The sequence below is a fragment of the Acidiphilium sp. JA12-A1 genome (assembly GCF_000724705.2).
Lineage (GTDB): Bacteria > Pseudomonadota > Alphaproteobacteria > Acetobacterales > Acetobacteraceae > Acidiphilium > Acidiphilium multivorum.
In genome coordinates this window covers 1-560 of sequence record NZ_JFHO01000219.1, presented here as the reverse complement: position 1 = coordinate 560, position 560 = coordinate 1, and the positions used below count along the sequence as shown (strand labels likewise).

1 protein-coding gene is annotated in these 560 nt (G+C 64.1%); it reads right to left on the bottom strand.

Going from position 1 to position 560, the window contains the following annotated elements; all coding sequences use genetic code 11:
• Positions 1-509: SDR family NAD(P)-dependent oxidoreductase (locus tag RT91_RS21050; protein WP_240314376.1), on the bottom strand; the 509-nt coding region annotated here is incomplete at its 3' end.
• Positions 510-560: the final 51 nt, after the last annotated feature.

Genomic DNA, 560 nt, shown 5'->3' with positions numbered 1-560 from the left:
CCGGTCCGAGTTCCTTGGCCAGGCTCTGAGTGAGCCCAATCACCCCATTTCGCCGCGGAATACGGTGTACGGTACGCATAGCCGTGGCGGCCTGCCGAGGAGGACATGTTCACGATGGCGCCACCACCCGCCGCCTTGATAAGCGGCACGGCACGACGCACGCAGAGAAATTGCCCGGTCAGATCGATGTCGATGCAGCGGCGCCAGTCATCGGGGTCGATGTCTTCGACGGCACCGGTCGGCCCGGCAATTCCCGCATTGTTCACCAGCGCGTCGAGCCCGCCGAGACTGGCATGTGCGGCGTCGAACATTCGATCGACCTGCGACCGATCCGAGACGTCGCAGACAGACGTCGTCACCCCAAGCCGTACGCTGCACGCCTCGAGCGCCTGCGCATCGACGTCGCAGATATGAACCCTCGCACCTGCGGCCACCAAGGCTTCGACGATTGCCAGGCCTATCCCCCCGGCTCCGGCCGTGACGACAACCCGCCGGCCCTGCGCTTCCATTTTCATAATCTTGATTTCTCCGCTCTGTGTCAGGCCTGGCGTTCACGCATC